The sequence below is a fragment of the Pseudonocardia ailaonensis genome, assembly GCF_039531635.1.
Classification (GTDB): Bacteria; Actinomycetota; Actinomycetes; order Mycobacteriales; family Pseudonocardiaceae; genus Pseudonocardia; species Pseudonocardia ailaonensis.
Map to the genome: position 1 here is coordinate 1 of NZ_BAAAQK010000024.1, position 25,538 is coordinate 25,538.

Genomic DNA, 25,538 nt, shown 5'->3' on the forward strand with positions numbered 1-25,538 from the left:
CCAGCTCTTCCGACAGCTCGAAATCGGGCCGCCGACAGTCCTTGACGCGACATAGGAGCGTCCCGTTCCCCAGCGTCACCCCAGCGCTGCTGCCGCCACCCCACATCGCACTCGGAACGATCAACACTCCGCGAGCGCCACCTCAACGCTGGCTGCACCACCAACTCGTCACCCTCGGAACGATCACCACCCACGACTGTGACTCCAGCGCCGTCCGCCCCACCATCGCGTCACCCTGGGAAGGATCACGACCGCGAGCGCCACCTCAACGCTGCCTGCCCCACCATCGCATCCGCCCCAAACCTGACCCGTTCCCCAGCGTCACTCCAGCGCTGCTGCCGCCACCCCACGTCGCACTCGGAACGATCAACACTCCGCGAGCGCCACCTCAACGCTGGCTGCACCACCAACTCGTCACCCTCGGAACGATCACCACCCACGACTGTGACTCCAGCGCCGTCCACCCCACTATCGCGTCACCCTCGGAACGATCACCACCGCGAGTGTCACCTCAGCGCTGTCCGCCCCCCACCCCCGTCACCCTCGGAATGATCATGGGCGGCGAGGACCTGGCGGGCGCGGGTGCGGAGGGTGCTGATCACCTCCGGCGGGTCGAGGGCCTCGACGTCCGGGGCGAGGGACCACACCACGGCGGCGGCGTGGTGGAGGTCGGCGAAGCGGGCGTCCACCTCCACCCAGCCGTCGAGCGCCGGGGCCGGGACGTCCGGGATCGGGTACAGCGCGGTGCCGGCGAGCTCTGCGAGCCGCTCCTCCCGCACCCGGACCCGGACCACGACGCCCGGGAGCGTGGCCCGGAAGCGCTCGCGACGGCGCTCCCAGAGTTCCTCGAGATCCACTCCGGACGGCCGTCGCGCGGGTTCGGCGAGCTCCTCGGCGGTGGTGATCCGCGAGATGCGGTAGGTGCGGTCCGCGCCGTCGTGCAGCGCGAGCAGGTACCACTGGCCCGCGGCTTCGACGAGCCCGATGGGGTCGATCACGCGTTCCCGCGGCTGCCCCGTCCCCGACAGGGAGGCCTCCCGAGACCGGTAGCCGAGCCGCAGCCGGTGCCCCGCCAGCACCGCCCGCTGGACGACGGCCAGGTGCGAGCCCGGGGCAGCCGCCTCGTACAGCCATCCGCTCCGCCGGACCAGCACGCGTCCGGCCGCGTCCGTGGCGGCGACCCGCGCCCCCTCCGGCATCGCCGCGACCACCTTCCGGATCGCCGACGAGAACGCGGAGCCGAGACCCAGCGCGTCGGACGTGGCGCGGGCCGGCGAGGTCAGCAGCGCGACCGCCTCGTCCGGGGTGAGCCCGGTGAGATCCGTGGAGAAGCCCGGGAGCAGCGCGAACCCGCCGTGCCGGCCGCGCTCGGCGTAGACCGGGATGCCGGCGGTCGAGAGCGCCTCGACGTCCCGCAGCACGGTCCGGGTGGAGACCTCCAGCTCCGCGGCGAGCTCCGGCGCCGTCATCCGGCCGCGGTGGCGCAGCAGGAGGACGAGCGAGAGCAACCGATCCGCGCGCATCCGCGAATCGTGACAGAAAATCATGACAGAGGATGTCGTGTTTCGGCGCCAGGGTTGCCCCATGACCACCACCGAGATCGATCCCCGCACCGTCTACGCCGGCGCCCTCGACTGGGCCGCCACCGTCGTGGGAGGGGTACGCGAGGACCAGCGAGGCCTTCCGACTCCCTGCCCCGAGTTCGACGTCGACGGCCTGACCAGGCATCTCGTCGGGACCGTCCACAAGATCGCGCTGATCGGCGCCGGCACGCAGGACCCACAGGCGCTGCCGGCCACGATCGGCCCGGACGAGGACCCCCTCGCCGAGCTCGCCGCCGCGCGGGAGGACATGGAGGGGATCTGGGCCGCGGCCGACGTGCTGGAGCGCGAGGTGGCCGCCCCGTGGGGCCGCACACCGGGTCGGCTGGCGCTGTGGGGCTACGTCAACGAGCTGCTCGTCCACACCTGGGACGTCGCGGTGTCGACGGGGCAACACGCCGAGGGCCCGGCCGAGGGGAGCGAGCTGGCCCTCGCGATCGCGACGACGCTCGTCCCCGCGGAGCGCGAGGGCTTCCCGTTCGCCCCGCCGGTCGCGCCCGCGGTGGACGCCGGGCCGACCGAGCGCCTGGCGAACTGGTCCGGGCACTCCCGGTAGCTCACCCCTCCGGCGCCAGCACCCAGGCGGCCGCGTAGAGGACGATGCCGGCGCCGAAGCCCAGCACGGTCAGGGCGACGAGCCCGATCCGGATCACCGCGGCGTCGACGCCGAGGCTCTCGGCGAGCCCGCCGCAGACACCGGCGACCATGCGGTCCTCGGTGCTGCGGTGGAGCCGGAAGGGCTTCTTCTCGTTCTCGGACGTGGGGGCGGGGGTCATCGTGGTCTGTTCCATGACGACGACACTGCCGCCCCGCGGGCCGCCGGACCTCCGGGAACCACCCCGAGAGGGCCCGGATCCTCAGCCTCGGGGATGTCGGGGTTCGGGGGCCCGCCACGTGGGGTCCTGCTCGACCCGCCGGGGCACCGCGGGTGCGGGCGGCTCCGGAACCTGCCGGTCCCGCAGGCGCACCATCCGGCCGACGAGCAGCGCGACGACGAGGGCGACGGCCACCCAGGCCACCACCCCGACGACGATCCACCCGGCGACGGACATACTTCGGCTCCCTGTAACCGATCCTGTCGCCGAGTGTCCCCGAACAGCCCCCTGAGTGCACGCGGTAGAAGGAGTGACCCGCCGGCACGAAAGGCGACGCGGGGTGGCCGTCCCTCAGCCGACGTCGGGCAGCGCCGGGCCGAGCAGGTCGTCCGCGTCCACGATCCGGTAGGCGTACCCCTGTTCGGCGAGGAACCGCTGACGGTGCGCCGCGTAGTCGGTGTCCAGGGTGTCCCGGGACACGACCGAGTAGAAGTGCGCCTGCCGGCCGTCCTTCTTCGGCCGCAGCAGCCGCCCGAGCCGCTGCGCCTCCTCCTGGCGGGAGCCGAAGGTGCCCGAGACCTGCACCGCGATCGTCGCCTCCGGCAGGTCGATGGAGAAGTTCGCGACCTTGCTGACGACGAGCCGCGAGATCTCGCCCTTGCGGAACGCGTCGAAGAGCGACTCGCGCTCCTTGTTCTTCGTGGAGCCCTGGATGACGGGGCAGTCGAGGACCTCGCCGAGCTCGTCGAGCTGGTCGAGATAGGCACCGATGACCAGCGTGGGCTCCCCCGGATGGCGGTCCAGGATCGCCTTGACGACGGGCAGCTTCGTGTTCGCCGTGGACGCCATGCGGTACCGCTCCTCGGCCTCCGCGGTGGCGTACATGATCCGCTCGTTCTCGGTCAGGGTGACCCTGACCTCGGTGCACTCGGCGGGCGCGATCCAGCCCTGCTCCTCGATGTCCCGCCACGGCGCGTCGTACCGCTTGGGGCCGATCAGGGAGAAGACGTCCCCCTCCCGGCCGTCCTCGCGGACGAGGGTGGCGGTCAGCCCGAGCCGGCGGCGGGACTGCAGGTCCGCCGTCATCCGGAATACGGGGGCGGGCAGCAGGTGCACCTCGTCGTAGACGACCAGGCCCCAGTCGCGGGAGTCGAACAGCTCCAGGTGCTTGTACTCGCCCTTGGTGCGGCGGGTGATCACCTGGTACGTGGCGATGGTGACCGGGCGGATCTCCTTCTTCTCCCCCGAGTACTCGCCGATCTCCTCCTCGGTGAGGTTGGTGCGCGCAATCAGCTCGCGCTTCCACTGCCGGCCGCTCACCGTGTTGGTGACGAGGATCAGGGTGGTCGCCTTGGCACGGGCCATCGCGGCCGCGCCGACCAGCGTCTTCCCGGCGCCACAGGGCAGCACCACCACGCCGGACCCACCGTCCCAGAACCCGTCGACCGCCTGGGCCTGGTAGTCGCGCAGCTCCCAGCCGTCCTGCACGAGGTCGATCGGGTGGGCCTCGCCGTCGACGTACCCGGCGAGGTCCTCGGCCGGCCAGCCGATCTTCAGCAACAGCTGTTTGAGGTTGCCGCGCTCGGAGGCGTGGACGATCACGGTGTCCTGGTCGATCCGCGCGCCGAGCAGCGGGGCGATCTTCTTCTGCCGGAGCACCTCCTCCAGCACCGCGCGGTCCGTCGTCGCCATGACCAGGCCGTGGGCCGGGTGGTTGGCGAGCGTGAGCCGGCCGTAGCGGCCCATGGTGTCCACGACGTCGACCAGCAGCGGCTGGGGCACCGCGTACCGGGAGAAGCGGACGAGCGCGTCGACGACCTGCTCGGCGTCGTGCCCCGCGGCGCGCGCGTTCCACAGCGCGAGCGGGGTGACCCGGTAGGTGTGGATGTGCTCGGGGGCGCGCTCGAGCTCGGCGAACGGCGCGATGGCCATCCGGGCCTCGGCGGCGGCCGGGTGGTCCACCTCGAGCAGGAGCGTCTTGTCGGACTGGACGATGAGCGGTCCGTCGGTCACGCACGGTCCCTTCGGGGGTGTCGATCAGTGCCCGGGTCACCACGGAGGGTGAGTCGGGCGGTTGTCCACGTACGGTGAGCGGTCGGTGGTGCCGCCACCCGATCGGGGTTGTCCACTCCACACCCGATCGGGGTGGGAAGTGGCCCACCTCGGGCTATGCTTCCGGGCGCAAGTCGCAGTACGTACGTGTGCCAAGACGATTCTATCGCCGGTTCGGCGCAGGCGACCTCCCCAGCGGTCGCGTGTCGCGGAAACGGCAGTACGAGCAGCGGCGGTGGGCCGTCCGCCCCGGGGAACACCCCGGGTGCGGCGGCGCGCCGGCGCGAGACCGGAAGGCCCGAACGATCGACACCGCGCTCCCCGCCGGACCCGTCGCACCGCCCCCAGCCAGGTCGTGCGCCGCTCGGCCACTGGTCGCTACCAGCGCGCACCTCGGCTCCCGCCGGTGCTCGCGGGGCGCAGATGCACGGTCGGGCATGTCAAGGTCGTTCAGGTCGTCGCGAGCCGGATCCAGGGAGACGTTGACGTGACCAGCAACGAGCGTGGCCCCTCGTGGTCCGAGCGACTGAACCCCCGCAACTGGAGCCTGGCCGCCAAGCTCGTGGCCGTCGGCCTCGTGCCCACCGTCCTGGCCCTGGTGCTCGGGGTGCTCCGGGTGTCGGAGCAGGCGAGCGACGCCGCGCGCATCGGCACCGCCAGCGAGGTGCTCCAGGTGCGGCAGGACGTCGCGAACGTCAGCACCACCCTGCGTGAGGAGCGCAACGCCGCCACCCTGTACGTGGCCGGCGGCCGCAAGGGCGACCGGACCGCGCTGGAGCAGGCGGGCGCGGCCACGGACGCGAAGATCAACACGCTGCGCACCTCCCTCACGGGCGCGAGCGCGGTGCTGGACGGGTCGAGCACCGCGGCGGAGTCGCTCGCCGACGGCGGGTACACCCAGCTCCCCGTGCTGCGCACGGACGTGAGCAACATCAACGGTGACGTGCTCGACGACGTCATCAACCGGTACACGGCGATCCTGCAGCGCGCGGACGTCCTCGAGCGCGCCCTGATCCGCCAGTCACGCGCGGACGCCCAGGGCGGTCTCGGCGACGCGCTGACCGCCACCAGCCAGGCCAGCGAGGCGCTGGCCCTGCAGCACTCGGTGCTGGCCGGCGCGATCGTCTCCAAGGTGCTCACCGACAGCGGGCGCAGCGCGGCCTCCGCGGCGGACGCCTCCTTCACCTCGGCATTCGCCGACTACCAGGTCGTGCTCACGCCCGCCCAGCTCGCCCAGTACGGCAACTTCGCGACGGACGGGGCGAACGTCCAGCGCGAGTACCTGCGCAACGCCGTGCTGTCCAGCCGGCCGGTCGTCGCGGACCTCGCCACCTGGGACTCCGCGTACCAGCAGGCCGCGGGCGCGGTGGACCGCTCCGCGACCGCCGTCTCGGCCGAGCTGACGAACGGCGTCCGGGCCGCGCAGGCGGACGCCAGCAACCAGGCCGGCATCAACTCGGTCATCCTGATGCTGGGGCTGTTGCTCGGCATCGCCATCATCGTGCTGCTGGCCCGCAGCCTGATCCGCTCGCTGCGGGTGCTGCGCCACTCCGCCATGGACGTCGCCGAGCGGCGGCTGCCCCAGGCGGTCGAGGACCTGCGCGCCGGCAACCCGCTCAACGCCGTCGTCGAGCCCGTTCCGCTCACCGGCCGGGACGAGGTCGGCCAGGTGGCCCGCGCGTTCGACGCCGTGCACGGCCAGGCCGTCCGCCTCGCGGTGGACCAAGCCGCGCTGCAGAGCAACGTGTCGAACATGTTCGTCAACCTCTCCCGCCGCTCGCAGGCGCTGGTCGAGCGCCAGCTACAGCTGATCGAGCAGCTGGAGAGCAACGAGCAGGACCCGGACCAGCTGTCCAACCTGTTCCAGCTGGATCACCTCGCCACCCGTATGCGGCGCAACTCCGAGAACCTCCTGGTCCTCGCGGGTACGGACCTCGCGAAGCGGAACGTCGCCCCGGTCCCCGTGGTCGACGTGCTGCGGGCCGCGGTGTCCGAGATCGAGCAGTACCAGCGGGTCGTCGTGCAGCCCCCGCCCGTGGCGACGATCGCCGGGCGCGCCGCGTCCGACCTCGTGCACCTGCTGGCCGAGCTGCTCGACAACGCCACCAACTTCTCCCCGCCGGACTCGCAGGTGGTCATGGCCACCACGCGGGCGAACGACGGATCGCTGCTGGTCGAGATCGCGGACCGCGGCGTCGGCATGGCGGACCACGAGCTGTCCGAGGCCAACCAGCGCCTCGACTCGCCGGCCGCGGTCGACGTGTCGGCCTCGCGCCGGATGGGTCTGTTCGTGGTCGGCCGGCTGGCCCACCGCCACGGCCTGGGCATCCACCTCGGTGGCGCCACGGGCGGCGGCACCGGTGGCCTCACCGCCTCGGTGACGGTCCCGGCGAGCCTCGTGCCCACGGCCGAGCAGCCCGAGCGGCGCCCGGTCCCCGCCGGTGCCCGCACCGGTGGCGCCGACACCTTCGGCGGGCCGCAGGCCTTCGCCGGGGCGCCCGCCGCCCCCGCACTGCCCTCGACGGTGCCCGCCCAGCGGCCCGGCAGCAACGGCAGCGCGCCGCGCCCGCTGTCCGCCCTGGTCGCCGGCGACGACGGCCCGATGAGCCCGGCGCCTGCCTTCGGTGGGCGCCCGCCCACCCCGCCGGTCAACGGCGTGGGTCTGCCGGTCCGTCGCCCCGGCCCGCCGGACGACGAGGCGCCCGACTCCTCCGGCTCGCCGGACTCCCCCTCGGACGGTCCGCAGCGGCCCGCGGGTCCCGACGGCGGCCCGTGGCCGGTCGAGAACCTCCAGCGCCCGCCGAACGGTCAGACGTACCCGACCCGCCAGGTCAACGGCTTCGCCGGACACGAGGAGCGCCCCGGTGACCCGGGTGGGCTGCCGCGGCGCACGCCGCGCGGCGTCGACCCGGCCGGGCCGGAGGCCCCCCAGTCCGACCGTCCCGGTCTCGCGGCCGGTGCTCTCGGCGCCGCCGGTGCGATCGGTGCCGCCGCCGCGGGTGCCACCGCGTTCGGCCGCGGAGCCCGGGACGACGACGCAGCCCCGACCGGCTCGGAGACCGTCGACGGGCCCACCGCCCTCGCCGGGGACGTGCACGAGGACACCGAGGGCGGGGCCGCCCTCCCTCAGCGGGGCCTGTCGGCTCTCGCCGGTGGACTCTCGACCCCGGACGCCCCGGCGGAGCGGGACGGGCGTGACACCCCGGCCCGGCCCGGCGCCGAGCCTGGTCGTGGGACCGCGGGGACGGCGCAGGGCAGCGGCCCCGCCGGTCCGTCCGTCGAAGCGACCCGCTCGGATCGGTCCTGGCCGGACCGGTCGGATCGGGCCCAGGCAGCTCCCGCGGACGCCGAGACGCCCGCCCGTGCGGACGGCCCGGACAGCTCGGGCCCGGCCGCACCGCCGGTGCCCCCGTCGACCGCGGCGGGCCTGCCCCGGCGGACGCCGGGTGCGAACGGCGCGAGCCCGCGCCCGCCGTCGGCCCTGCCCCGGATGCCCCTCGCGGGCGGCCCGGACTCCACGCGTACCGACTCCGCACGTACCGACTCCGCACGTACCGACTATGCACGCCCCGGTGGCCCGGAGCGCTCCGACGGCGCGGCCGCAGACCTGCCCCGCCGCCCCCTCGGCGGCCGGACGGACGGCCCCGGCGCCCTCCCCCGTCGACCGCTCGGCGGCCGGACGGACGGACCGGACGCCTTCTCCCGCAAGCCTTTCGGTGACCAGCAGGACAGCGGCTCCGAGGGCGGCGACGCCCCACGGTCCCTCGCCCGCGGTCCCCTTGGCGACCGGTCCGACGGATCTGCGGACCGCACGGACGCGCCCGGGGCCCTGCCGCGCCGGTTCCCCGGCGCCCCGCAGGAGCGGCCCGGCACCGGCGCGCCCGCCGCTGATCCGGCTGTCGCCGACGGTTCGCCCGCTGATCGTTCCCCTGCGGATCGCTCCGCCGGTGATCGGCCTGCCGAGCGCCCGGGCGGCGTCCCGGCGGCGGATCGGACCGGACCGGACACCTCGCCCGGCTCGCCGGAGGGCGAGCGCGACGAGGCGGCGGACACCGCCGAGTCCCGCGAGACGGTCCGCCCGATCGCCGCGGACGAGGGTCCGGCGAGCTCGGGAACGGCCGACGAGAACGCCGGCCCGGACCGTGGCACTCCCGCGACCGGCAGCCCGGCCTCCGCACCGTCCACCCGGTCCTGGGCCGCTGCGCCCTCGGCCGGCCGGTCGCCGGTCACCTCGGGCGCGGACGGCGCGTCCTCGGCCGGCCCGGTCGCGGACCGCCCGGACACGGACAAGGCGTCCCTGGCCGGCTCCGACACGACGCGCGCGGGCGCCACAGGTACGGGCACGGCGCCGGGGGTGTCCACACCGGACAGCCCCGAGACCGACGCCCGCACCCCGCTCGGCGAGACGCCGCGGCCGGGAGCCCCGGCCGGGACGCGCGCCGCGGCCGACAGCGAGTCCGACAGCGAGTCCGACACCAGGGCGGCGGCCGACGCCGCGGACGACGACCGCTCCGAGCTCACCGGCACCGAGCGCTCTGCGGCCCAGGCGCCCGGCTCCGGCACGCCCGGTTCCGGGGCGACCGGCACCGGCTCGGGAACAACCACCCCCGCGGCCACCCGCTCCGGCGGCGCGGCCGCCGAGGCCGGCCCGGCGGAGCGTCCCGGATCGGACCCCCTCTCCGAGAACGGCATCACCGTCTTCGGTGCCGCCGCGCTCGGCGCGGCGGGCCTGGCCGGTGCGGCGGCAGCTCGCCGACGCGGCGAGGAGCCGGAGATCCGGCAGGACGCCGACTCCCGAGGACCGGGCTCCGACGGATCGGATTCCACCGGACCGGGTTCGCAGGGACCGGGCTCCGACAGGCCCGGCTCCGAGGGCCCCGCCGGGGCGGACCTGCCCCAGCGCCCCGCGGCGGCCTCCCCGGCAGGCCCCGCCGACACCCCCCAGGACGACCCCGCCGGCACCTCTCAGGGCAGCCCGTCGGGCGCACCCCAGGGTGCCGGCCTGCCCCGCCGGATCCCCGGCGGCGCACCGACTCCCCCCGGCGCCCCGTCGGGCCTCCCCCAGCGGGCGGCAGCGAACGGCAGCCCCCAGGGGCTCCCGGGCGGTACCGGCAGCGATGCGGGTCAGGGCGGCCTGCCCGTCGGCCCCGCGGGGCTGCCGCAGCGTCGTCCCGGGCGCCCGCCGACGGCACCGGCGCCGACCGAGGGGCTGTTCTCCTCGACCACCCCGGCCGCCGGTCAGGGCGGGGGCGGCCAGATGCGCCGTCCCGGCGGCTTCGAGCCGCGGACCCCGGCGACCGCCCGCCCGGACCAGACCGCCACCGGTCCGAGCGGCTCCGCCCAGTCCGACCAGACCGGGTTCGAGCAGACAGGGTTCGGGCAGACCGAGCCGGAACCGACCGGGCTCCAGCAGACCGGGCCCGCACAGACCGGGTTCGGGCAGGCCGGGTTCGGACAGACCGATCCCGGCCGGGACGGGCTGGGCCAGTCCGGGGCGGCACAGTCCGAGCCGGGCCAGTTCAGGGCAGGACAGTTCGGGGCAGGACAGGCAGGCGCGGACGGCATCGACGGCATCGAGACCGGCCGGCCCCCCTACGCACCGTCGGCCCCCGCCGGCCCGTTCCAGGGCGGCCCCACCGGACCCGAGTACACCGACGGCGGCCGGGCCGAGCCCACGGGCGCCGCGTCGGAGCCCGGCTCCGACCGGCGGCCCGCCTTCGGCGCTCCCGCGGCGTACCGGCCCGAGAACGGGACCCCCCGGGGCCCCGCACCGGAGAACCGCGGCCCCAACGGCTTCCCGGGCAACGGGACCGGGCAGGGCAACGGACTCGGCCAGGGCAACGGGAACGGCTTCGGGAACGGCTTCGCCGGCCCGGGCCTGCCCGCCTACGGCCCCGGCGCCACCCCGGCACCCGGCCGCCCCGACCCCCGCCCCCTCGGCGCGGGCGCCCTGGGCGGCCCCAGCCCCCAGGCCGGCTTCGACCTGGGCCAGACCACACCGATCTTCGAGGAGATCGCGTCGGCCTGGTTCCGGTCCAACCGCTCCGTCCCGGTGCGCTGGGCGGACGGCCCGGACGGTTCCGGCCCGGCTCCCGAGCCGGAACCCGCCCCCCGGGCGGGCGGCGCGTTCGCCACGGCGGCGGACGAGGGTTGGCTGGTCGCGGACCGCACCGCGACCGAGACCGAGGCGGAGTCCAACCGTCAGAGCGAGACGACGGACGCCGGCCTCCCCAAGAGGAGGCCCCGGGCGAAGCTCGTCCCGGGCAGCGCGGCAGGATCCGCGGTGCTGGCCCCGCCCTCGGGACCGGCACGCAACGCGGAGGCGATCCGGGGCCGGCTGGCGTCCTACCAGCAGGGCGTCCGGCAGGGCCGGGAGAGCCGCCTGCGCCGCCAGGCGGCGGGTGGACCGGGTAGCGAGCGGACCCGGAGCGAGACCGAGCAGCACGAGGAGAACCAGTGATCGGGCAGGGATTCGCCGGCACGACCGGCCCGACCGACGTCAGGGAGGTCGCGGCGTGACCGCACCACAGACCCAGCCCAGCCGCTTCGGATGGTTGGTGACCAACTTCGCGGAGAAGGTCCCGGGGGTCGCGCACGCGATCGTCGTCTCGGCGGACGGGCTGCTGCTCACCGCCTCGGACCGGCTCCCCCGCGACCGCGCCGACCAACTCGCCGCGGTGGCCTCCGGGCTGGTGAGCCTGACCCAGGGCGCGGCGCGCTGCTTCGACGCCGGTGGCGTCGTGCAGACCGTCGTGGAGATGGACCGCGGGATCGTGCTGCTGATGTCGATCAGCGACGGTTCCTGCCTGGCGGTCCTCGCCTCCCCGAGCTGCGACATCGGCCTCATCGGCTACGAGATGACGCTGCTCGTCGACCGGGTCGGCCAGCTGCTCACCCCGGAGCTGCGCGCCGAGCTGCAGGGCTCGTTCGGTCCCTGACCGGGGCGAGCGACGAGTACGAGCCGTGTCCATCCGTCCGCGCAACGACCGAGGCAGGTGAGGTCCGATGACCAGTGGTCCCGACGACCCGCGCCGGCAGCAGGAGCCGACGTTCGCGGACGTGATGAACGGGTTGACCCTGGACTCAGGGCGTCCGCGCAAGCGGCGCCGCTGGGGCCGGCGACGCCCGGAGGACGAGCTGACCTCGCCCTCCGGCGACTCCGGCCGGCACGAGCTGCCGCCCGCGCCCGGTGACGCCGGGTTCGCCGGTTCCGGCTACGGCAACTACCAGACGGGCCCGATCGACCGCATCCCGGACGATCCGCTGCCCCTGTCGGCGCCCACCGGCGCCGCGGCCGTGCGCCCCTACGCGTGGACCCGCGGTCGCACCAAGACCACCTTCGACCTGGCGATCGAGACGCTCGTGTCGACCAGCGCGTCGGGCCGCGACCAGCTGCACATGCTGCAGATGGAGCACCGCTCGGTCGCGGAGCTCTGCGACCGGCCGCGCTCGGTGGCCGAGGTCGCCGCGCTGCTCTCACTCCCCCTCGGCGTCGCCCGCGTGCTGCTCGGCGACATGGCGGGGCTCGGTGTCATGACGGTGCACCAGACCGCGAGCACCACCGGCAACCTGCCGGATCTCGCACTGATGGAAAGGGTGTTGAGTGGACTCCGTCGGCTCTAGTTACCCCGCCAGCGGGGCCGCCCCGGCCGCGGCGACGCGGCCGCCGAGCCCGGCACCGCGCCCGGGGCCGACCACGATCTCGGCGAAGATCGTAGTGGCCGGTGGCTTCGGCGTGGGCAAGACGACGTTCGTCGGCTCGGTGTCGGAGATCGACCCGCTGACCACCGAGGCCGTGATGACCGAGGCCAGCGCCGGTCACGACGACCTGTCGGCCACCCCGAACAAGCAGACCACCACGGTCGCGATGGACTTCGGCCGCGTCTCGCTCGACTCGGACCTGATCCTGTACCTGTTCGGGACGCCCGGGCAGCACCGGTTCTGGTTCATGTGGGACGACCTGGTGCGCGGCGCCATCGGCGCGGTCGTCCTCGTGGACACCCGCCGGCTCGCGGACTGCTTCGCGGCGATCGACTTCTTCGAGGACCGCGGCCTGCCGTACGTGGTGGGGCTCAACGCCTTCGACGGCCTGCAGCAGTACCGCGTGGAGGACGTCCGCGAGGCCATGTCGATCGACCCGTCGATCCCGATCATCACCTGCGACGCCCGCAACCGGGAGTCGACCAAGCAGGCGCTGATCGCGCTCGTCGAGCACGCCATGGCCGCCCGGATGGCCGCGGGCGGGGCCCGCTAGCCGGCTCTGCGGCACTCAGCTCTCGAGGACCGCGATCCGCGTGATCCGGTGCAGCGGGAGGCGGTGCAGCTCCCCGTCCACGGCGTCCCGCCCCTCGACCACGCCCCCGCCGACGAGGGTCGGGGCGAGCACGCGCTCGCCCTGCACGCCGTGCCGGTCGACGTAGCCGATCCACACCCGTCGCTGCTCCCGCGCGGCCTCCTGCAGCGTCGCCAGCGTCCGGGTGGTCGTGGGCCCCGCTCCCGTCCGGGCCGCGGCGAGCACGTCCCCCGCCCGCATCTTGGCGACGATCGCGTCGAGCCGTTCCGCGGACGGCTCCGGTGTCGTGATCCGGCCCCGCGGCTGGCGCGGGTCCGTGCGGCGACCCCGCGGCCCGAGGTCGAGCACCGAGCCCGCCGCGTCCTCGGCGGCGGGGCTGAACCCGGCCGCCCGCAGCAGGTCCAGGACCTCGGCGAGCGCGACGGGGCTGACGGCCACCGTGGGGGCGATCCGGCGCAGCTCCGCGGGCACGACGTCCGGGTGCGCGAGCACCTCCGACAGGAGCACCTCGTCGTCCGCGCGGAGGAACGACGCCGCCACCCCGCCGCGCAGCCGCCCGTGCCGGCGGCCGACGTCGTCCACCAGGTAGGTCAGGGCCTGCGGGACGGGTGTCGACGAGTGCCGCTCCAGCAGGTCCCGCAGGTCGGTGACCGAGCGGCCGGCGTCGAGCGCGCGCCGGACGCTCGTCTCGGTGAAGCGGTACACGGTGGCGCCACCCGCGGACTCGACGTCCGCCATCAGCCGCAGCTCGCGGGCCAGCCAGGCCACCAGCGGCCCGGGGGCGACGGCGGTGAGGTCCGCCTGCAGGAACACGGTCTCGCCCGGTTCGGGCAGCACCGCCCGCAACGCGGCGACGACCGGGGCGTTGTCCCCCGGCGCGGTCGCGAGCACCACCCGTCCGGGCTCCGAGACGGCCTCCAGGGCCACGACGCCGACGACGGTCCCCTCGGAGAGCGCCCACTCGACCAGCTCGTCCCGCAGCCGCCCGCCGCGCCGCGGCGCCCGCCACGCGAGCAGCTCTCCCAGTGCCGCCGGGCTGGTGACCGAGGTGCCCGGCGGCAGCGCGGCCAGCGCCTCGAGCACCCGGCGGCGGTCCCGGGCGGCCAACGGGCGGCGCAGGGTCTCCGACAGGGCGTTGATCGGACGGTCCTGGTCGTCCCGGCGGCCGACCAGCCCGGGCAGCCGCTGCAGGTCCAGCCAGGCGCGCGCCAGCGCCGTCCAGCGGTGCTCGGGGGACCCGGCCAGCCAGATGTCCGCGGTCGTGGTGGGCAGCCAGTCCGGGTTGGGCGAGTCGCTCTCCCCGATCAGGTCCGCGGCCAGCGCGATCTCGACGATCAGGGCGGTGGCCGTCTCGTCGGTGTCCAGCTCGCGGGCGGTGCGCCGCAGGTCCCGCACGCTCAGCCCGCCGGAGCGCAGCACAGCCGGCGGGGCGGTCCCCCACAGCTCCACGAGCCGCTCGGTGCGGCGCAGCAGCTCCATCGCGGCACCGCCCGCGGTGCCGTCGACCTGTCCGGGCGGGCGCTCCCGGGTGTCGAGCGCCGGCGGCAGCGCGACGATCCGGCCCATCGGCCGCTCCCCGCGCAGCGCGATCCCGACCTGCTGGGGAAGCTCCACGGTGTCGGAGTCGACCCGGATCAGCAGGCCTTTCGCCAGCAGGCGCCCGACCGGGGTCTCCGGCGCGCCCGCGGAGCGGCTGCGGCCGATCGGCGGGCCGGCCACGAGCGCGTCGAGCACCCGGCGCTCGTCCGGCTCGAGGGCCGCGAGCATCGCGGGCAGCTCGCTCGACGCCGCGGGCCCGCCCGCGCGCCGGCCGAGGTTGCCGGGATGGGTGGGCACGATGTCCCGGACGGCGTGGACGACCCGCAGTCCCTGCTCGTCCTCCCACACCAGCGCCCGCTCGCGCAGCGCCACCAGGGCCCGGTCCAGGGCCTCCGCGGGGACGTCCGGGCCGAGCAGCGCAGCGAGCCCGTCGCGCTCGGCACCGGTGTGGTCCGCGTCCGCCACCACCAGGGCCTCGACGACGGCGAGGGTCACGGTGTCGAGCTCGTCGCACGCCCGGTGCACGGACGCGCGGATGCCGGCCCGCGTCGCGAGCACCGTGAGGTCCGCGGGCGGCGGCACGGCGAGGTCCGGCCGCAGCCGGAGCAGGGCGGCCAGGCTCGCGTCGTCCTGCGCGCGCAGCGCGTCGACCAGGGAGGTGGTCATCGGTTCCACGGTAGCCGCCCACCCCCGGGGGCGATCAGGGATACTGGACGCCGGTTCGGTCACGTCCGGCGATGCGCCGGCCGGGACCTGCGAACGAGGACACAGTGGAGGACAGCCGTGGCGAAGAACCTCAGGCCGGGACGCATCGACCCCACCTGGCCGGACCTGGCGGACGGCGAGCACCCGCTCACGGAGCTGCTGGGGCCGGTGCAGGGCAACATGTCACCGTTCGGGGACATCGAGTTCCCGCTCGACTCGGTGCCCTACGAGCACCCGGTCACGGAGATCAACAAGTAGTGCCGGCCGCGGGCCTGCTGCTCGCCGCCGGCGCCGGGCGCCGGATGGGCGGGCCGAAGGCCCTGGTCGAGCTCGACGGCGAGCTGCTCGTCCACCGGGCACTGCGCGTGCTGGCCGCGGGCGGTGCCGCCCCGCCGACCGTGGTCGTCGGCGCGCAGGCCGCCCGGGTGCGCGCCGCCGTCGGCGGCGCGGCCGAGGTCGTCGAGGCCGCGGACTGGGCGGAGGGCATGGGCGCCTCGCTGCGCGCCGGCCTCACCGCGCTGGAGCCCACGGCCGCGCAGGCCGTCGTCGTCCACCTGGTGGACCTCCCGGGCGTCACGGCCGAGGCCGTGGCCCGGCTGGTCGCCCTGGGCACTCCCGGGGCCCTCGCCCGCGCGGCGTACGGCGGCGCTCCCGCTCATCCGGTCCTGCTGGGCCGCGCTCACTGGCCGGCCGTCCGCGAGGCCGCGGTCGGCGATGCGGGCGCCAGGGGCTATCTGAGGGGCAATCCCGCCGTGGTCCTCGTCGAGTGCGGCGACATCGCCACCCCGGAGGATGTGGACACCCCCGAACAACTGCACTCCCGTGAGTGGCGATAGTCGCCATGGCGACCATCGCCACTCACGACGTGATTGCGCGGCGCGCCCGAGGTACAGGGCGCGCCGCGCAGAGCAGATCAGGGCCCTGACCCGGGCCGGGGATCCGGCCCTAGATCAGGACGACCTGACCGGGCTTGATGAGGTTCGGGTTGCCCTGCAGCGCAGGGTTCTTCGCCAGCAGCGACTGCCAGCTGCCCAGCCCGTGGGCCGCGGCGATCTTCCCGAGGGTGTCGCCCGCCTTCACCACGTAGCTGCCGGCCGCGGCCGGGGCGCTGAGGCGGATCTGCGGGGCGACCGGGGCCGCCGGGGCGGAGCGCTGGGTCGCGGCCTCGCCGGTGGCGCCCGCCTTGCGCGAGCAGACCGGCCACGCGCCCCAGCCCTGCTTCGCCAGCACGCGCTCGGCCACGACGATCTGCTGCGCCCGGCTGGCCTGGTAGGCCGCGGGGGCGTAGTCGCCGCCGCCGAAGCCCTTCCAGGTCGACGGGGTGAACTGCAGGCCGCCGGAGAAGCCGTTGCCGGTGTTGATGGCCCAGTTGCCGCCGCTCTCGCACTGCGCCACGCGGTCCCACGTGGAGTCCGCGGCGGCGTTGGCCGCCGGGGCGAGGGCGACGATCGGGGCGCCGGCCATCGCGGCCCCGATGGCGGTACGGGCCAGGGTGCGGCCGGTGGAGGTCGGCGCGCGGTGGCGTCCGGTGGATCGGGTCCGGTTTCGTGCCATGACGGTCTCCGTCGCGGCGCCGACCGGAATGTCGCGCCGGGCTCTCGTCCGGTGCGACGGCGGTGGGTGGCCGCCGCTTCTTCCGTCCCTGTCCCGCGTCGTGCTCCGGGGGCCGGAACCGCCGGACAGGGAGCGCGTCGCGGTTCCGTGGCCCTCCGGCGCAGTGGGGGAGTCCTTCGGGCCGCAGCGGACCGTACGGGCTGCTCCGCCCCGGGGAAAGCGACCGCGGAATCATCCACAAGATCGACTTTGTTCGTACCGTGATCTGTGGTAGCCGCCGTCATCGCTGGTCACGCGCGTCGTATAACGAACACAACACGGTCACGATTCGCTGCGACCCGGTTGCCCCGACGTGATTCACATCACAACAGATGCCCGCCTGACGCCCTCCGCGGCCCGGACGTAGGGTGCGCACGTGGAGCTCACCCATGTCGACGCCGCCGGCGCGGCCCGGATGGTCGACGTGTCGGCCAAGGAGCCCAGCGCCCGCACCGCCGTGGCCACCGGGGTGGTCCGCACGACCGCCGAGGTGATCGACCTCCTGCGCCGCGACGGCCTCCCCAAGGGGGACGCGCTCGCCACCGCCCGGATCGCCGGGATCATGGGCGCCAAGCGGACCCCGGACCTCGTGCCGCTGTGTCATCCCATCGCACTGTCCGGCGTCACGCTGGACCTCGAGCCCGGCGAGGCCGAGGTGCGGATCCGGGCCACCGTGCGCACCACGGACCGGACCGGCGTGGAGATGGAGGCCCTCACCGCGGTCGCCGTGGCCGGGCTGACGCTCCACGACATGATCAAGGCCGTCGATCCCGCCGCCACGCTCGACGAGGTCCGCGTGGAGCGCAAGGAGGGCGGCAAGACCGGCCTCTGGGAGCGAGATGCCTGAGCGCCGGGCCGCGGTCGTCACCGCGTCGAACCGCGCCGCGGCCGGCGTCTACCCCGACCGCAGCGGCCCCGTCATCGCGGACTGGTTGCGCACCAAGGGTTTCGAGACGCCCGACCCGGCCGTGGTGCCGGACGGCGAGCCCGTGGGCGAGGCCGTGCGGGCCGCCGTGGCGGCCGGCGTCAACGTGGTGATCACGACCGGCGGCACCGGGATCTCCCCCACGGACGCGACCCCCGAGGTCACCCGGGCCCTGCTGGACTACGAGGTACCCGGCCTGGCGGACGCGATCCGCGCGTACGGGGCCCCGAAGGTCCCCACCGCGGTGCTGTCGCGGGGGGTGGCCGGCGTCGCCGGCCGCACCCTGGTCGTGAACCTGCCCGGCTCCACCGGCGGCGTGAAGGACGGGCTGGCCGTACTCGAGGGCGTGCTGGACCATGCCGTCGACCAGCTGCGTGGAGGGGACCACACATGACCGGACCGTCGCCTCAGGTGCTTCGCGCCCTCGTCACCGAGGACCCGTTGGACGTGGACGAGCACGCCCGGCTCGTCGACCACGCCGCCGCGGGCGCGGTCGTGACCTTCGCCGGCGTGGTCCGGGACCACGACGGCGGACGGTCGGTGCGGGGGCTGGAGTACAGCGCCCATCCGACCGCCGCCTCCGTCGTCGCCGAGGTGGCCGCGGCCGTCGCAGGCCGGGCACAGGGCGTGCGCGCGATCGCGGTCAGCCACCGGGTCGGCACCCTCGCCATCGGCGAGGTGGCCCTGGCCTGCGCCGTCTCGGCCGATCACCGGCAGGAGGCCTTCGCCACCTGCGCGGAGCTCGTCGAGGAGGTCAAGCGCCTGCTCCCGGTGTGGAAGCACCAGGCCTTCGCCGACGGCACGGACGAGTGGGTCAACTCGACCTGAGCGACCCACCCGGTCCGGGCGTCACGCCGTGCGCAGGACCTGACCGACGTTGATCAGGTTCGGGTTCGCCAGGCCGTTGATCTGGGCCAGCTGCTGCCAGCTGGTGCCCAGGCGCTGGGCGATCTTGCTCAGGGTGTCGCCCGCGACGACGGTGTAGCTCGGGCCGGCGACGGCGGGGGCCGGAGCCGGCGCCGGAGCCGGGGCGGAGGCCCGCACGACCGGGGCGGGCGCGACAGCACCACCCGGCGAGGCCGCGTAGCCGGTCACGCCGGCCTTCTTGGAGCACGAGGGCCAGGCGCCCCAGCCCTGCTTCGCGAGGACCTTCTCGGCGATCGCGATCTGGGTCTCGCGGGAGGCCTGGTTCGGCATCCCGGGGCCGCCGTAGGCCCTCCAGGTGGTCAGGTTGAACTGCAGGCCACCGTAGTAACCGTTGCCGGTGTTGATGGCCCAGTTGCCACCGCTCTCGCACTTGGCAAGGGCGTCCCACGCCGAGGCGGGGGCGGCGTTGGCGGTGCCCGCGAGGGCCAGCGGCGCGCCCACCGCGATCGCACCTGCGACGGCGAGGCGCGCGACGTTCCGACCGGACATGCTCATCGTGAAGCTCCATGCCGCGCCACCGGAGTGGGGTCTCCGGTCCGGGGAATCCGCAACTTCGGACCTGGGGAGCGTCCGCGGGCGACATTCGTTTCGGAATGCCGACCTTTCCGTTCCGGAAATACTTCCTCGCCCTGTCCCGTCTCGTTGCTCGACGGACCGGAAACCGCGGGACAGGGATGTGGCGCGACGGTTCCGGATGCATTTCGACCGTTCCCTGCGGAACAGCCGAGCGAGGACGCTACGTTTCGAACGACGGCGAGCGTCAAACTATGGAGAAGTGACGTCGGTCACCGTAACGAATACGTGACCCGCGCGATACCTCTAGAACCCCTGGTCAGAGGGTCATGATTACGGTGGGATCACGGTCCGACGAATTCAACCAATCCGGAAATGTTGTCGTCTCGCTCACAACCATTTCGTGACTGCCTGTGAACGGCCGTGAACGAGCGGTGATGTTCGACCGCGCCGGCCCGTGGTGGCCGACGGGCGCGCGGTGGTTCATCCTGGGGGCGTGAGTGACGTGAACCCGGGGACCCCGATCCCCGGAACCGACGGTCCGGACTCCCCCGGCGAGCTCGCCGACGCCCTTCGCGCCACCGGCTACCTCGCGGACGAGGGACTGGCGACCGCGGCCTTCCTCGCGCTGCGCATGCACCGCCCGCTGTTCTGCGAGGGCGAGCCCGGGACCGGCAAGACGGCACTGGCCCAGGCGCTCGCCCAGGTCCTCGGCGCCGAGCTGATCCGCCTGCAGTGCCACGACGGCATCGACGCCTCCCAGGCCCTCTACGACTGGGACTTCCCCCGCCAGCTCCTGCACCTGCGCGCGCTGGAGGCGGCCGCGACGGTCGAGGGCGGCACTCTCGACGCCGACAGCGTGGAGGCCTCCCTCTACGACGACCGGTTCCTGCTGGCCCGGCCGATCCTGAAGGCCCTGCGGACCTCCCCGTCCGTCCTGCTGGTGGACGAGATCGACCGCGCGGACGACGAGTTCGAGGCCTTCCTGCTGGAGGTCCTCTCCGAGCACGCGGTCACGATCCCCGAGGTCGGCGAGGTGCGGGCGAAGGTCCCGCCGGTCGTCGTCCTCACCTCCAACCGCACGCGCGAGGTGCACGACGCGCTCAAGCGCCGCTGCCTCTACCTCTGGCTGGACCACCCGGACGTCGTCCGGGAGACCGAGATCCTGCGCAGCCGGCTGCCGGGCGTCCCCGAGCGCCTCGCCCAGCAGGTCGCCGCGGCGGCCCAGCAGCTGCGGCGCACGGACCTCATCAAGCCGCCGGGGGTGGCCGAGTCCCTGGACTGGGCGCGGGCCCTGCAGCTCGTCGGTGCCCGGGACCTCGACGTGGAGAGCGCCGCCCGCACGCTCGGCGCGGTGCTGAAGTACCGCGAGGACGCGGACCGCGTCCGGCCCCAGCTCGCCGCCCTGCTCGCCAGCTAGATGAGCGGGGCCGTCGGGACCGATCCGTTCCCCGCACTCGTCGGGTTCACGGCCGTCCTGCGCGCGGCCGGCGTGCCGATGACCACGGACCGGGTCGCGGCGTTCACCGAGGCGCTCGACACCCTCGACGTCACCGACCGGATGCAGACGTACTGGGCCGGCCGGGTGACCCTGTGCTCGGACCCGGACGACGTCCGCCGCTACGACGCCGCCTTCGAGGCCTGGTTCGACCCGCAGCGCGGCAGCGGCGGCACCACGGTCACCGACGAGCGCCGCCCGCCCCCGCCGAAGCTGGCCTCCCTGATGCCGAACCAGGGTTCGGGCAGCGGGGAGGACGACGAGGACGACGGCCCCGTCGTCCGGGCCACCGCGTCGGAGACCGAGGTGCTGCGCAGCCGCGACCTGGGCGAGCTCTCCCCGGCCGAGCGCGACCACCTGCACCGGCTGATGGCCCTGCTGCGTCCCGAGCCCCCCACCCGGCCCTCGCGCCGTCGCGGCCCCGCCCGGCACGGTGCCGCCGATCCCGGCCGGACCCTGCGCGCCGCGCTGCGCAACCAGGGCGAGATCCGCACCCTGTACCGGCGCGCGCCCACCCGCCGTCCCCGCAAGGTCGTGCTGCTGGTGGACGTCTCGGGGTCGATGGAGCCCTACGCGGACTCGCTGCTGCGCTTCGCCCACGCCGTGGTCCGCCGCTCCCCGCGCAGTACCGAGGCCTTCACCCTGGGCACCCGGCTCACCCGGGTCACCCGCGAGCTGCGCCAGCGCGACGCCGAGCGGGCCCTGCGCGCGGCCGGCAAGGCCATCCCGGACTGGTCCGGCGGTACCCGGCTCGGCGAGGTCGTGGCCGCGTTCGTGGACCGGTGGGGGCAGCGCGGGGCGGCCCGCCGCGCCGTCGTCGTGATCTTCTCGGACGGCTGGGAGCGCGGCGAGCCCGAGCTGCTCGGCCGGCAGCTGGAGCGGCTCTCCCGGCTCGCGCACCGCGTGGTCTGGGTGAACCCGCACGCCGGCAAGGACGGCTACGCGCCGGTCCAGGGCGGAATAGTGGCCGTCCTCCCGTACTTGGACGAACTGCTCGCCGGGCACAGCCTGGCGACGCTGGAGAGACTCCTCGAGGTGATCAGACGTGCGTGATGTGGTCGACCAGCTCGAAGGCTGGTGGAAGAACGGCGAGCGGGCCGCCCTGGCGACGGTGGTCGCCACCTTCCGCTCGGCGCCGCGGCAGCCGGGGGCGTCGATGCTCGTCGGGCCCGGCGGCGAGGCGGTCGGCAGCGTGTCCGGCGGCTGCGTCGAGGGCGCCGTGTACGAGCTGGGGCAGGAGGTGCTGGGCAACGACCGCCCGGTCCTGCAGCGCTACGGCGTGTCCGACGACGACGCGTTCGCCGTCGGCCTGACCTGCGGCGGGATCCTCGACGTCTACGTGGAGGAGGTCTCCCCCGAGGCCTACCCCGAGTTCGGCCGGATCGCCGAGGCCATCCGGGACGAGACCCCCGTCGCCGTCGTGACGGTCGTGTCCGGGCCCGGGGAGCGCCTGGGCAAGCGGCTGATCGTGTGGGAGGACCGGGTCGAGGGCACGACCGGCTCCGCTCGCCTCGACGGCGCCGCCACGGACGACGCCCGCGGCCTGCTCGCCTCGGGCCGCAACGCCACCATCACCTACGGCACGGACGGGCAGCGCCGCGGCGAGGGCCTGATGGTCTTCGTCGAGTCCTTCGCGCCCCCGCCCCGCATGATCGTCTTCGGCGCGATCGACTTCGCCGCCGCCGTCGCCAAGATGGGGAACTTCCTGGGCTTCCGGGTCACCGTCTGCGACGCCCGGCCCGTCTTCGCCACGGCCAGCCGCTTCCCCGGCGCCAACGAGGTCGTCGTCGAGTGGCCGCACCGCTACCTGGCCACCGAGGCCGAGGAGGGCCGCATCGACGGGCGCACGGTGCTCACCGTGCTCACCCACGACCCCAAGTTCGACGTCCCGCTGCTCGAGGTCGCCCTCCGGCTTCCGGAGGTGGCCTACATCGGCGCCATGGGGAGCAGGCGCACCCACGAGGACCGGCTCGAGCGGCTGCGCGAGCGCGGCCTCACCGAGGCCGAGATCGCCCGGATGTCCAGCCCGATCGGCCTGGACCTCGGCGCCCGCACCCCGGAGGAGACGGCGGTGTCCATCGCCGCCGAGATGATCGCCCAGCACTGGGGCGGCGCCGGCACCCGGCTGGCGGAGCGCGAGGGCCCGATCCACGCCTGATCTCGGGCCCATCCTCACCACAGGGTCAGGTACCGCCCCCTCCGTCGGACGGTCCCCGCGCGGTGCGATCCGACTAGCGTCCGGACCACCGGACGAGGAGGTCGCCCCGTGTCCCGCATCGCCGCCGGTCACGCCTGATGCCGATCGTGCGCACGATCGGCCCGGCCGTCGCGTCCTCCGCCGTCGCCGCGCTCGCGACCGTCGAGCCGGACGGGCCCGTCCGGTCTACCGTGGGTGACGCGGCGCGGACTTCCCGTGTCGGCATTCCCGAGCGCGGTCCACACGGCGAGGGGCGGGAGGGCAACGTGGCTCTCGAGAACACCGACCAGCACGAGCACGAAGGCCTACGCCTGTCCAAGTTCCACGCACCGGAGATCGTCTTCGGCCCGGACTCGCTGAGGGAGGCCGCGTTCGCCGCGGTCCGGCTCGGCGCCCGGCGGCCGTTCGTCGTCACCGATCCGGGGGTCTTCGAGGCGGGCTGGCCGCACGAGCTGCTCCGCGACCTGCGCGACGCCGGGCTGAACCCCCGCCTCTGGACGGACGTCACCCCGAACCCCAAGGACCACGAGATCGAGGCGGGGTACCACGAGTACATCGCCTCCGGCTGCGACGTGGTGATGGGGCTCGGCGGCGGCTCGGTGATCGACGCGGCCAAGGGCGTGGCCCTGCTGGCCTCCAACGGCGGCCGGATCCTCGACTACGAGGGCATCGACCGGATCGCGAACCCCATCCCACCGCTGATCATGATGCCGTCGACGTCGGGCACCGGCGCGGACGTCTCGCAGTTCTGCATCGTCACGGACACCGAGCGGCACACCAAGATCACGATCATGGGACGGGCGCTGGTCCCGGACGTCTCCGTGATCGATCCCCGGCTGCTGGTCACCATGCCGGAGTGGCTCAACGCCGCCACGGGCCTCGACGCGCTGACGCACGGCATCGAGGCGTTCGTGTCGCTGGCGCACGGCCCCCTCACCGATGTCCATGCGCTGCAGGCGGTCTCGCTCGTCAACTCGAACCTGGCGCACACCATGACCGCCCCCGGCGACACCGCCGCCCGGCAGGCCATGGCGCACGCCGCGCTGGAGGCCGGGCTGGCCTTCACCAACGCCATCCTCGGCGCCACCCACGCGATGAGCCACCAGGTCGGCGGCATGCTCGACCTGCCGCACGGGGTGATCAACGGGGTGCTCCTGCCCCACGTCGTGCGGTTCAACGGAGCGGTCACCCCGGAGCGGTTCGTGCCGATCGCGCAGGCCATGGGCCTGTGCGGCCCCGGGGTCCCGGGCGACGAGGCCGTCGACATGGTGGCCGCCGCCGTGCGCAAGCTGGGCGACGAGGTGGGGGTCCCGACGGGGCTCGGCGCCCTCGGCGTCACCGAGGAGGACATCCCGCGCCTCGCCGTCCTCACCCTGGGCGACGCCTGCCTGACCACGAACCCCCGGCCCGCCTCCGTGGACCAGGTCGAGACGCTGTTCCGGGCGGCGCTGTGAGCGGAGCCGCGAACGGGTCGGTCCCGTCCTCCGGGCCCTGGCCGCCGCGGTCGCACGACGGCCGGTCGTGGCCCGGCCCGGACCTCGACGCCCTGACCGGGCTGCGCACCGGCAAGCCGTCGTTCTATCCCGAGTACCGGGTGTCGGCGGTCCGGCTGCGCCGGGTGATCCTCGCGCTCGAGGGGATCTCCTCCGCGCTCGTCCGCACCATGGAGGGCTCCGACGCGCTGGTCCGGGCCGTGGTCGCGGCCGCCGCGGACCATCTCTCCGCGGACTGGGTGGCCTTCGCCCTGGTCGACGGCCGGCTGGCCGACGCCCGGCCCCGCCACCTCGTGCTGGGCCCGGACGGCGTCGAGCGCTCCGACCTGGAGATGGTGCCGCCCGGTGTGCGCGCGCACATCGAGAAGGTGCGGGCGGGCGACTCCGGCGAGAGCGAGCACGACCGCGACGCCTCCCGCTGCCACCTCCACGTGCCCCTGCGGTTGGACTCGCGGACCGTCGGCGGCTTCGTCGCCTGGACGCCGCGGGACCGCGAGATCGACGACACCGACCGCTCGGTCATGCGCATCCTGGCCGGTCAGACCGCCTCCGCGCTGCAGAACTGCGCGCTGCTGGAACGCTCCGAGCGGCTCTATGCACGCACCGCCCGCCAGGCCGCGGACCTGCGCGCCCGCAACGCCGAGCTGCAGCAGACCCAGGAGCAGCTCGGCGCGGCGCGCCAGCGCGAGGTGCTCGACAGCGAGCGGCACCGGATCGCCCGCGAGCTGCACGACAGCGTGACCCAGTACGCGCTGTCGGCCGGCATGCACATCGAGGTGGTCCGCGGCGAGATCGCGGGGCTGGGTGCGTCGAAGGCCCTGCGCGAGCACCTCGACACCGCCAAGGACCTCACCAAACGGGCGGTCGAGCAGCTCCGTTCGGCGATCTACGCGCTCAACCACCACGAGAGCGCCGAGCAGGACCTTCCCGCGATGCTGCGCCAGCTCACCACCGTCCACATGCCGGACGAGCTGCGCATCGACGTCCGGATCGGCGGTGAGCCCGTCGCGCTGCCGGCCGAGGCCGAGCAGTCGCTGTTCCGGATCGCCGGGGAGGCGCTGTTCAACACGGCGATGCACGCCGAGGCCACCCGCGCCTCGATCCGGCTCGCCTACCGGCCCGGCGCCGTGCGCCTCACGGTGTCCGACGACGGCCGGGGCCGGCCCGAGGAGGTCCGCCGCAGCATGCGCGCGGCGGCCGTGTCTCCGTCGGGGGAGCACCGCGGGCTGGTGAACATGCAGACGAGGGCCGCCGAGATGGGCGGCACCGTGACCTTCCGCCGTGCCCGGATGGGTGGGCTGCAGGTCCAGGTGGACGTCCCACTGGGTTCCCCGGGGGCGCAACCGAGCAGGGGAGTCGCGTCGTGAACGTCCGGACCGCACCGCCG

The 25,538-nt window shown here is 74.8% G+C and carries 22 protein-coding genes; 15 read left to right on the forward strand and 7 right to left on the reverse strand.

Annotated elements, in window-relative coordinates; translation table 11 throughout:
- Positions 1-506: 506 nt before the first annotated feature.
- Entirely contained in the window at positions 507-1,523 is a 1,017-nt protein-coding gene (locus ABD324_RS28330) for a helix-turn-helix transcriptional regulator (RefSeq protein ID WP_344423772.1), read from the reverse strand.
- A 61-nt stretch (positions 1,524-1,584) separates the two neighbouring features.
- Between ABD324_RS28330 and ABD324_RS28335 the strand changes: the two genes are divergently transcribed.
- A complete protein-coding gene (locus ABD324_RS28335; protein ID WP_344423775.1) occupies positions 1,585-2,157 on the forward strand; it encodes a TIGR03086 family metal-binding protein in 573 nt (190 codons plus the stop codon).
- A gap of 1 nt (position 2,158) precedes the next feature.
- Here ABD324_RS28335 and ABD324_RS28340 read toward each other — a convergent pair whose 3' ends face one another.
- The 3 genes from ABD324_RS28340 to ABD324_RS28350 form a co-directional block, all read right to left on the reverse strand.
- The gene (locus ABD324_RS28340; RefSeq protein WP_344423778.1) at positions 2,159-2,392 is read right to left on the reverse strand and encodes a PspC domain-containing protein; all 234 of its coding nucleotides are present in this window, start codon (positions 2,390-2,392) and stop codon (positions 2,159-2,161) included.
- 66 nt (positions 2,393-2,458) lie between these two features.
- Positions 2,459-2,653, reverse strand: a complete 195-nt coding sequence (locus ABD324_RS28345; protein ID WP_344423781.1) for a hypothetical protein — start codon at positions 2,651-2,653, stop codon at positions 2,459-2,461.
- 114 nt (positions 2,654-2,767) lie between these two features.
- Positions 2,768-4,429 carry a DNA repair helicase XPB gene (locus tag ABD324_RS28350; RefSeq protein WP_344423784.1) on the reverse strand — a complete coding sequence of 554 codons (1,662 nt, stop codon included), beginning with the start codon at positions 4,427-4,429 and terminating at the stop codon, positions 2,768-2,770.
- A 526-nt stretch (positions 4,430-4,955) separates the two neighbouring features.
- On the opposite strand from ABD324_RS28350, the gene ABD324_RS28355 reads away from it, so the two are divergent.
- The 4 genes from ABD324_RS28355 to ABD324_RS28370 all read left to right on the forward strand — a co-directional run bounded on the left by ABD324_RS28355 (position 4,956) and on the right by ABD324_RS28370 (position 12,722).
- Entirely contained in the window at positions 4,956-10,928 is a 5,973-nt protein-coding gene (locus tag ABD324_RS28355; RefSeq protein ID WP_344423787.1) for a nitrate- and nitrite sensing domain-containing protein, read from the forward strand.
- Positions 10,929-10,983: 55 nt separating this feature from the next.
- Entirely contained in the window at positions 10,984-11,406 is a 423-nt protein-coding gene (locus tag ABD324_RS28360; protein ID WP_037048693.1) for a roadblock/LC7 domain-containing protein, read from the forward strand.
- Between the two features lie 67 nt (positions 11,407-11,473).
- Positions 11,474-12,091 carry a DUF742 domain-containing protein gene (locus ABD324_RS28365; RefSeq protein ID WP_344423798.1) on the forward strand — a complete coding sequence of 206 codons (618 nt, stop codon included), beginning with the start codon at positions 11,474-11,476 and terminating at the stop codon, positions 12,089-12,091.
- A gap of 94 nt (positions 12,092-12,185) precedes the next feature.
- Positions 12,186-12,722 carry a GTP-binding protein gene (locus tag ABD324_RS28370; RefSeq protein ID WP_425565920.1) on the forward strand — a complete coding sequence of 179 codons (537 nt, stop codon included), beginning with the start codon at positions 12,186-12,188 and terminating at the stop codon, positions 12,720-12,722.
- 15 nt (positions 12,723-12,737) lie between these two features.
- Here ABD324_RS28370 and ABD324_RS28375 read toward each other — a convergent pair whose 3' ends face one another.
- On the reverse strand, positions 12,738-14,966 hold the full coding sequence (locus ABD324_RS28375; protein WP_344423802.1) for a helicase-associated domain-containing protein: 2,229 nt from the start codon (positions 14,964-14,966) through the stop codon (positions 12,738-12,740).
- Between the two features lie 117 nt (positions 14,967-15,083).
- Here ABD324_RS28375 and ABD324_RS28380 point away from each other — a divergent pair, with 117 nt between their 5' ends.
- Together ABD324_RS28380 and ABD324_RS28385 are read left to right on the forward strand one after the other, a co-directional pair.
- The gene (locus ABD324_RS28380; RefSeq protein ID WP_344423805.1) at positions 15,084-15,263 is read left to right on the forward strand and encodes a hypothetical protein; all 180 of its coding nucleotides are present in this window, start codon (positions 15,084-15,086) and stop codon (positions 15,261-15,263) included.
- Positions 15,263-15,841, forward strand: a complete 579-nt coding sequence (locus ABD324_RS28385) for a nucleotidyltransferase family protein (protein ID WP_344423808.1) — start codon at positions 15,263-15,265, stop codon at positions 15,839-15,841. Before ABD324_RS28380 ends, ABD324_RS28385 begins: the two co-directional genes overlap by 1 nt.
- A 109-nt stretch (positions 15,842-15,950) precedes the next feature.
- Here the strand turns inward: ABD324_RS28385 and ABD324_RS28390 are convergent, their stop codons facing one another.
- Entirely contained in the window at positions 15,951-16,559 is a 609-nt protein-coding gene (locus ABD324_RS28390) for a LysM peptidoglycan-binding domain-containing protein (RefSeq protein WP_344423810.1), read from the reverse strand.
- A gap of 415 nt (positions 16,560-16,974) precedes the next feature.
- On the opposite strand from ABD324_RS28390, the gene moaC reads away from it, so the two are divergent.
- Genes moaC through ABD324_RS28405 form a run of 3 tightly spaced genes read left to right on the forward strand, consistent with a single transcriptional unit; the run spans position 16,975 to position 18,351 of the window.
- Positions 16,975-17,445: a cyclic pyranopterin monophosphate synthase MoaC gene (gene moaC / locus ABD324_RS28395; RefSeq protein WP_344423813.1), complete on the forward strand. Its 471-nt coding sequence runs from the start codon at positions 16,975-16,977 to the stop codon at positions 17,443-17,445.
- Positions 17,438-17,917, forward strand: coding sequence for a MogA/MoaB family molybdenum cofactor biosynthesis protein (locus tag ABD324_RS28400; RefSeq protein ID WP_344423816.1), 480 nt, complete (start codon positions 17,438-17,440; stop codon positions 17,915-17,917). The genes moaC and ABD324_RS28400 overlap by 8 nt, the downstream gene beginning before the upstream one ends.
- A gap of 17 nt (positions 17,918-17,934) precedes the next feature.
- A complete protein-coding gene (locus ABD324_RS28405; RefSeq protein WP_344423819.1) occupies positions 17,935-18,351 on the forward strand; it encodes a molybdenum cofactor biosynthesis protein MoaE in 417 nt (138 codons plus the stop codon).
- A gap of 21 nt (positions 18,352-18,372) precedes the next feature.
- Here ABD324_RS28405 and ABD324_RS28410 read toward each other — a convergent pair whose 3' ends face one another.
- Positions 18,373-18,945 carry a LysM peptidoglycan-binding domain-containing protein gene (locus ABD324_RS28410; protein WP_344423823.1) on the reverse strand — a complete coding sequence of 191 codons (573 nt, stop codon included), beginning with the start codon at positions 18,943-18,945 and terminating at the stop codon, positions 18,373-18,375.
- Positions 18,946-19,468: 523 nt separating this feature from the next.
- Here ABD324_RS28410 and ABD324_RS28415 point away from each other — a divergent pair.
- The 5 genes from ABD324_RS28415 (at position 19,469) to ABD324_RS28435 (ending at position 25,518) form a co-directional block, all read left to right on the forward strand.
- A complete protein-coding gene (locus ABD324_RS28415; RefSeq protein WP_344424223.1) occupies positions 19,469-20,383 on the forward strand; it encodes an AAA family ATPase in 915 nt (304 codons plus the stop codon).
- Entirely contained in the window at positions 20,384-21,514 is a 1,131-nt protein-coding gene (locus tag ABD324_RS28420) for a vWA domain-containing protein (RefSeq protein ID WP_344423826.1), read from the forward strand.
- Positions 21,507-22,619, forward strand: a complete 1,113-nt coding sequence (locus ABD324_RS28425) for an XdhC family protein (RefSeq protein ID WP_344423829.1) — start codon at positions 21,507-21,509, stop codon at positions 22,617-22,619. The genes ABD324_RS28420 and ABD324_RS28425 overlap by 8 nt, the downstream gene beginning before the upstream one ends.
- A gap of 305 nt (positions 22,620-22,924) precedes the next feature.
- Positions 22,925-24,112, forward strand: coding sequence for an iron-containing alcohol dehydrogenase (locus ABD324_RS28430; protein ID WP_344423831.1), 1,188 nt, complete (start codon positions 22,925-22,927; stop codon positions 24,110-24,112).
- Entirely contained in the window at positions 24,109-25,518 is a 1,410-nt protein-coding gene (locus tag ABD324_RS28435; protein WP_344423835.1) for a MadS family sensor histidine kinase, read from the forward strand. The genes ABD324_RS28430 and ABD324_RS28435 overlap by 4 nt, the downstream gene beginning before the upstream one ends.
- Positions 25,519-25,538 lie beyond the last annotated feature (20 nt).